Source organism: Paenibacillus sp. Lou8.1, assembly GCF_024213565.1.
In the GTDB taxonomy this organism is placed as follows: Bacteria; Bacillota; Bacilli; order Paenibacillales; family Paenibacillaceae; genus Paenibacillus; species Paenibacillus polymyxa_B.
Genome location: NZ_JANAVN010000035.1, coordinates 1 through 4207 on the forward strand (window position 1 = coordinate 1; position 4207 = coordinate 4207).

Annotated in this window: 5 protein-coding genes and 2 tRNA genes; 4 read left to right on the plus strand and 3 right to left on the minus strand. The window is 43.2% G+C overall.

All coding sequences use genetic code 11. The features are described 5' to 3' along the window. Positions 1–183 (plus strand): hypothetical protein (locus NLX78_RS26300; RefSeq protein WP_254351919.1); only part of this gene is annotated, 183 nt, incomplete at its 5' end. Positions 184–469: 286 nt separating this feature from the next. Here NLX78_RS26300 and NLX78_RS26305 read toward each other — a convergent pair. Next, positions 470–1210 carry a Crp/Fnr family transcriptional regulator gene (locus NLX78_RS26305; RefSeq protein ID WP_061832126.1) on the minus strand — a complete coding sequence of 247 codons (741 nt, stop codon included), beginning with the start codon at positions 1208–1210 and terminating at the stop codon, positions 470–472. A gap of 299 nt (positions 1211–1509) precedes the next feature. On the opposite strand from NLX78_RS26305, the gene NLX78_RS26310 reads away from it, so the two are divergent. The 3 genes from NLX78_RS26310 (at position 1510) to NLX78_RS26320 (ending at position 3852) form a co-directional block, all read left to right on the plus strand. Next, positions 1510–1959, plus strand: a complete 450-nt coding sequence (locus NLX78_RS26310) for a GAF domain-containing protein (RefSeq protein WP_103050371.1) — start codon at positions 1510–1512, stop codon at positions 1957–1959. Between the two features lie 143 nt (positions 1960–2102). Then, positions 2103–2756 carry a response regulator gene (locus tag NLX78_RS26315; protein ID WP_254351920.1) on the plus strand — a complete coding sequence of 218 codons (654 nt, stop codon included), beginning with the start codon at positions 2103–2105 and terminating at the stop codon, positions 2754–2756. Further along, positions 2749–3852 carry a PAS domain-containing sensor histidine kinase gene (locus tag NLX78_RS26320; RefSeq protein WP_254351921.1) on the plus strand — a complete coding sequence of 368 codons (1104 nt, stop codon included), beginning with the start codon at positions 2749–2751 and terminating at the stop codon, positions 3850–3852. The genes NLX78_RS26315 and NLX78_RS26320 overlap by 8 nt, the downstream gene beginning before the upstream one ends. Before the next feature lie 202 nt (positions 3853–4054). On the opposite strand, the gene NLX78_RS26325 is transcribed toward NLX78_RS26320, so the two are convergent. Further along, positions 4055–4125, minus strand: a tRNA-Gly gene (locus NLX78_RS26325). 9 nt (positions 4126–4134) lie between these two features. After that, positions 4135–4207, minus strand: a tRNA-Pro gene (locus NLX78_RS26330).

Below are 4207 nucleotides of genomic sequence, written 5' to 3' on the forward strand. Positions count from 1 at the left end.
TTTACTCACTCGTTGTTCAGTTTTCAAAGATCAAACATTTCTCTTTCGCCGCGTTTTTCAGCAGCTATAAGATCATATCATGTTCGTTTCAAAAATGCAAGGGTTATTTTTTTATTTTTTGAAGATCATTTTCACCCAAGCTTTTCGCTTTTGAAACTGCTGTTTTGTTGTCAGCTCAAATAATATATCATTTTCAGCAAAAGAAAACAACTTGTAAATATTCCCTTTTTTAAGCTTGATCCCTCCCATCTTTTAGTCAACCATTATTAGCTCCAATCAAAACAGCTAGTTCATAAAATGTCATGTGTTCAGTTCCATTTAGTATAAATACATTTTATTGGTAATTAGCCGCTATACGACGTTGATTAGTTTTTTCTAATCTATGTTGTTCGTTACCCCATGTACTAGATTGTTAGAAAACATGCAGCAAGGCGAAGTCTCTTGGACCCCGCCTAATGGTATTCATATATTAGAGGCGACAAATTTCATGGGCACATTGGCCGTACGAAGGACAGCAGCACATGCCACGTAATACCTTGAGATCGTGAATGACAATCTTTCCATCCCTTGTATCTAGGGTTCCCTGCTCTTTCAGCGCGCTCAGCATCCGGTTCACACTCTCTCGCGTCGCTCCAATCATCTCACCTAATTCGGAGTGACTTAGCTTCATATTTAGTAAAATGCCATCCTTCACAGCCACGCCACATGTATTGCTAGCACGGATCAATGTAGATGCTAACGCTCCAGTTTTACCATACAACAGTAAGTCCCGAAAACGCGATTGCATAATGCGTTGCTTCATCGCCATCCACTGGATGAACTGAAGTGCCATTTCCCCATTTTTGGACAAGAGCGACTCCAGATCCTTAACAAGCACGACGCCTAACTCACACACATCGGCTGTTTCCGCAGTGCAACTATACTCTTCTCCATCTATCCCGCTAAATTCCCCTATTAAGTCGCCTTGATGCTGAATGGTCAGAATCAGTTCTTTACCATCTTCTGTCGATTTACGAAGTTTAACATGACCTGAATGTATATAATAAAGCTGCTCTGCATCATCGCCTTCTCGGAAAAGCATAACGCCTGCCTTTACCTTCTTCCAGGACATAATATCTTTTAGCAGAACAAAATGTTCTTCTGTCAAATAAATCTGAATTCCCGTGCGTTCCGCTTCGTCCCCAAACCGTTCCATACAAGTGGCTTGCATGTTAGCGTCCTCCTCGTGTTTACCTGATATCTATATCATAATGTTTTAATGCCTGGGTTGTTATCGGGAGAACACCTGATTTTATACCTTCCTACTCCCTGATTTACTGTGATAAATATCACTTTCCGAGGTAAGCTAAGGCCCCATTTATCGACCTTTTCCTTACTCCTTACCCGACCTCATGAAAACTCAGTGTTTCCTGCGCCTATAGATCAGGGGGTTCCCTGATCTACTTTTGTAACTGTCAGAACTACAATGAATTAGAGATATAGTTGGTAATGAAAAAGGATGTGTCTTCTATGCTACAAATAACGGATGAAATGCGAAAAGAACTGAACCAGTTGAGAGATACTATTTATGGTGATCTCACTGCCCTTGCATTTATGTCCAAGTCGGGTGGTAAACTGCATTGGTATTACGCCTCCGGCAGCCGAAGCAATCGCTATCGCCTTATTTCTTTTAAGATTGGTCATGGTATTGCCGGGATGGCTGTTCGCTTGGGACGTACCGTGACTGTAAGTGCTTTACTATCAGGTAGTATACGTCTGCGTCAGGAGTGTGCACTAATGCTGGCCGAGCAGCTTCACTCTGCTGTTGCTATTCCCTTTTCCAGCACAGGGGATCTGCCTAACGGTGTGCTGCTTCTTGGTAATCGTGATGTGAGGACGTTCACAGAGTCTGATGTGGCCGAGGCCACTCAAGTCGCTCAACGCCTTAGTCAACTATGTGCTTACCCTCTCACTCCATAGATCAACAATGTTACTGTAGATAATAAAACTCATAAAATACTTGATATGGCTGTCCTTAACTATCTTTGTTGATTGAAATCCCTAAAATTTGCTATGATTATGACAAAACGCACGGTTTTTTTACCGTTCGAGGGGATGACAAATTGATTCGTATACTAGTAGTGGATGATCATGTTGTCGTACGTTCTGGCCTCATGGCCCTATTGGACGGCAAAAATGGTATTAAGGTCATAGGAGATGCAGCAGACGGGGATGAGGCGATCCGCAAAGCAGTAGAGCTACAACCTAATGTCGTACTCATGGATTTTAGCATGCCACCTGGCAAAGATGGTCTCACGGCAACTACTGAATTAAAAAAACAGTTGCCCGATACAGAAGTCCTTATTTTAACGATGCATGACGATGAAGAATATCTGTTCCGGGCCATTCAAGCTGGAGCATCCGGATATATTTTAAAAAGCGCACCTCACGAGGAGTTACTCGCTGCCATCCAGTCTGTGGCCGAAGGTAGTGCCTATTTGTACCCGAATGCAACCAAACGACTGATGAGTGAATATCTGGACAAAATCAAACAGGAAGGCATAGCCGGACCCTATGAATCTTTGTCTGAGCGGGAAAAAGAGATTCTATCCTGGGTAGCCAAAGGATATGCCAACAAGGAAATTGCCGAGCACCTGGTGATTAGTGTCAAAACCGTAGAGTCCCATAAAAGCAATCTTATGGAGAAGCTTAACTTGAAAACACGACCTGAGCTAGTCAAATTCGCACTAAAAAAGGGGCTGCTCCATTATGAATGAACCTTCTAAACCTTTACTGCAGCATGCCTTTGGTGAATCAACCGATAAACTGCTGAATGATCTGGAAATTTATATACCAGAATCCCCTCTTCTTCATGCGCTGCGTAACTCACTCCACCAATTATCCAATCTGAAATTTGCTTTAGATACGTCTTCCATCGTTGCTTTGACCGATCATCGAGGTATTATTCAGTACGTAAACGACAAGTTCTGTGAGATTTCGCAATACAGTCGTGAAGAACTGATCGGTCAGGATCATCGTCTTATTAATTCAGGCTATCATACCTCTGCCTTCATGAAAAACCTGTGGACTACGATCCGTTCAGGTGAGGTATGGCAAGGAGAAATACGTAATCGTGCTAAAGATAACAGCTACTATTGGGTGAATACTACGATCGTTCCGTTTATGGACGAGGAAGGTAAACCCTATCAGTACTTAGCGATCCGCAATGAGGTCACTAAACTGAAGAAAGTAGAAGCAGAACTCCAGTCTATGATGACGCAAGTCATGCAAATACAGGAAGAAGAACGTAAACGCTTTTCAAGAGAGCTGCATGATGGGATAGGGCAAAGCTTGTTTTCACTTATTATTCAATTGGATAGCCAACTTGCCGAACAACCTAGTGCTACTCTGGAGAATCTTCGTTCGCAGGTGACCGACATCATCAAAGATGTTCGTGGTCTAGCGTGGGAACTTCGTCCCTCAGTTCTGGATGATCTGGGTGTCGTCCCAGCCATAAGAACCTATATTGAAAACTTCTGTTCTCATTACGGGATTGAGGTGCATTTTCAATGCACTTTACGTAAACGGGTTGATATTCGCAAGGAAATTGCAATTTATCGGATTGTACAAGAAGCATTAACGAATGTAGCCAAATACGCAGATGTAGCAGAGGCATATGTCGACGTCGAGGATCAAAATGAAATGATACAAGTGACCATTCGGGATGAAGGCATTGGATTCTCTGGAAAGTCCCAAGGAGAGGGAGTTGGATTGTTCAGTATGGAAGAACGAGCTAGAGGGGTAGGGGGATTTATGAGCATAACCTCTGCTTCAGACGAGGGAACCTCCATCCAGCTGACCATTCCCGTGTAAAAACTGTCCACTAGATCGGTTATCGGTGTATGCCAGTTGTATGATCAGAACGATATACACCGATACCGAAGATTATGGATAATCAACACAATGTGGATTACATGAGGATAAATACAAAAAAAGAGAGAGCTCTGTCCCCAGACAGGCTCTCTTTATTTATAAGGTGTCACCACTGAGGCAACAAGAATCCGCTATAGCAAAAAGCGGGTGATGGGAATCGAACCCACGCTACCAGCTTGGAAGGCTGGAGTTCTACCATTGAACTACACCCGCAAATCAGTATCGGGATGACACGATTTGAACATGCGACCCCCTGGTCCCAAACCAGGTGCTCTACCAAGCTGAGCTACATCCC

Coding starts and splice junctions, on each gene's coding strand:
- NLX78_RS26305 (WP_061832126.1), bottom strand. CDS start 1,210: ATGCAAGCCACTTGTATGGAACGGTTTGGGGACGAAGCGGAACGCACG.
- NLX78_RS26310 (WP_103050371.1), top strand. CDS start 1,510: ATGCTACAAATAACGGATGAAATGCGAAAAGAACTGAACCAGTTGAGA.
- NLX78_RS26320 (WP_254351921.1), top strand. CDS start 2,749: ATGAATGAACCTTCTAAACCTTTACTGCAGCATGCCTTTGGTGAATCA.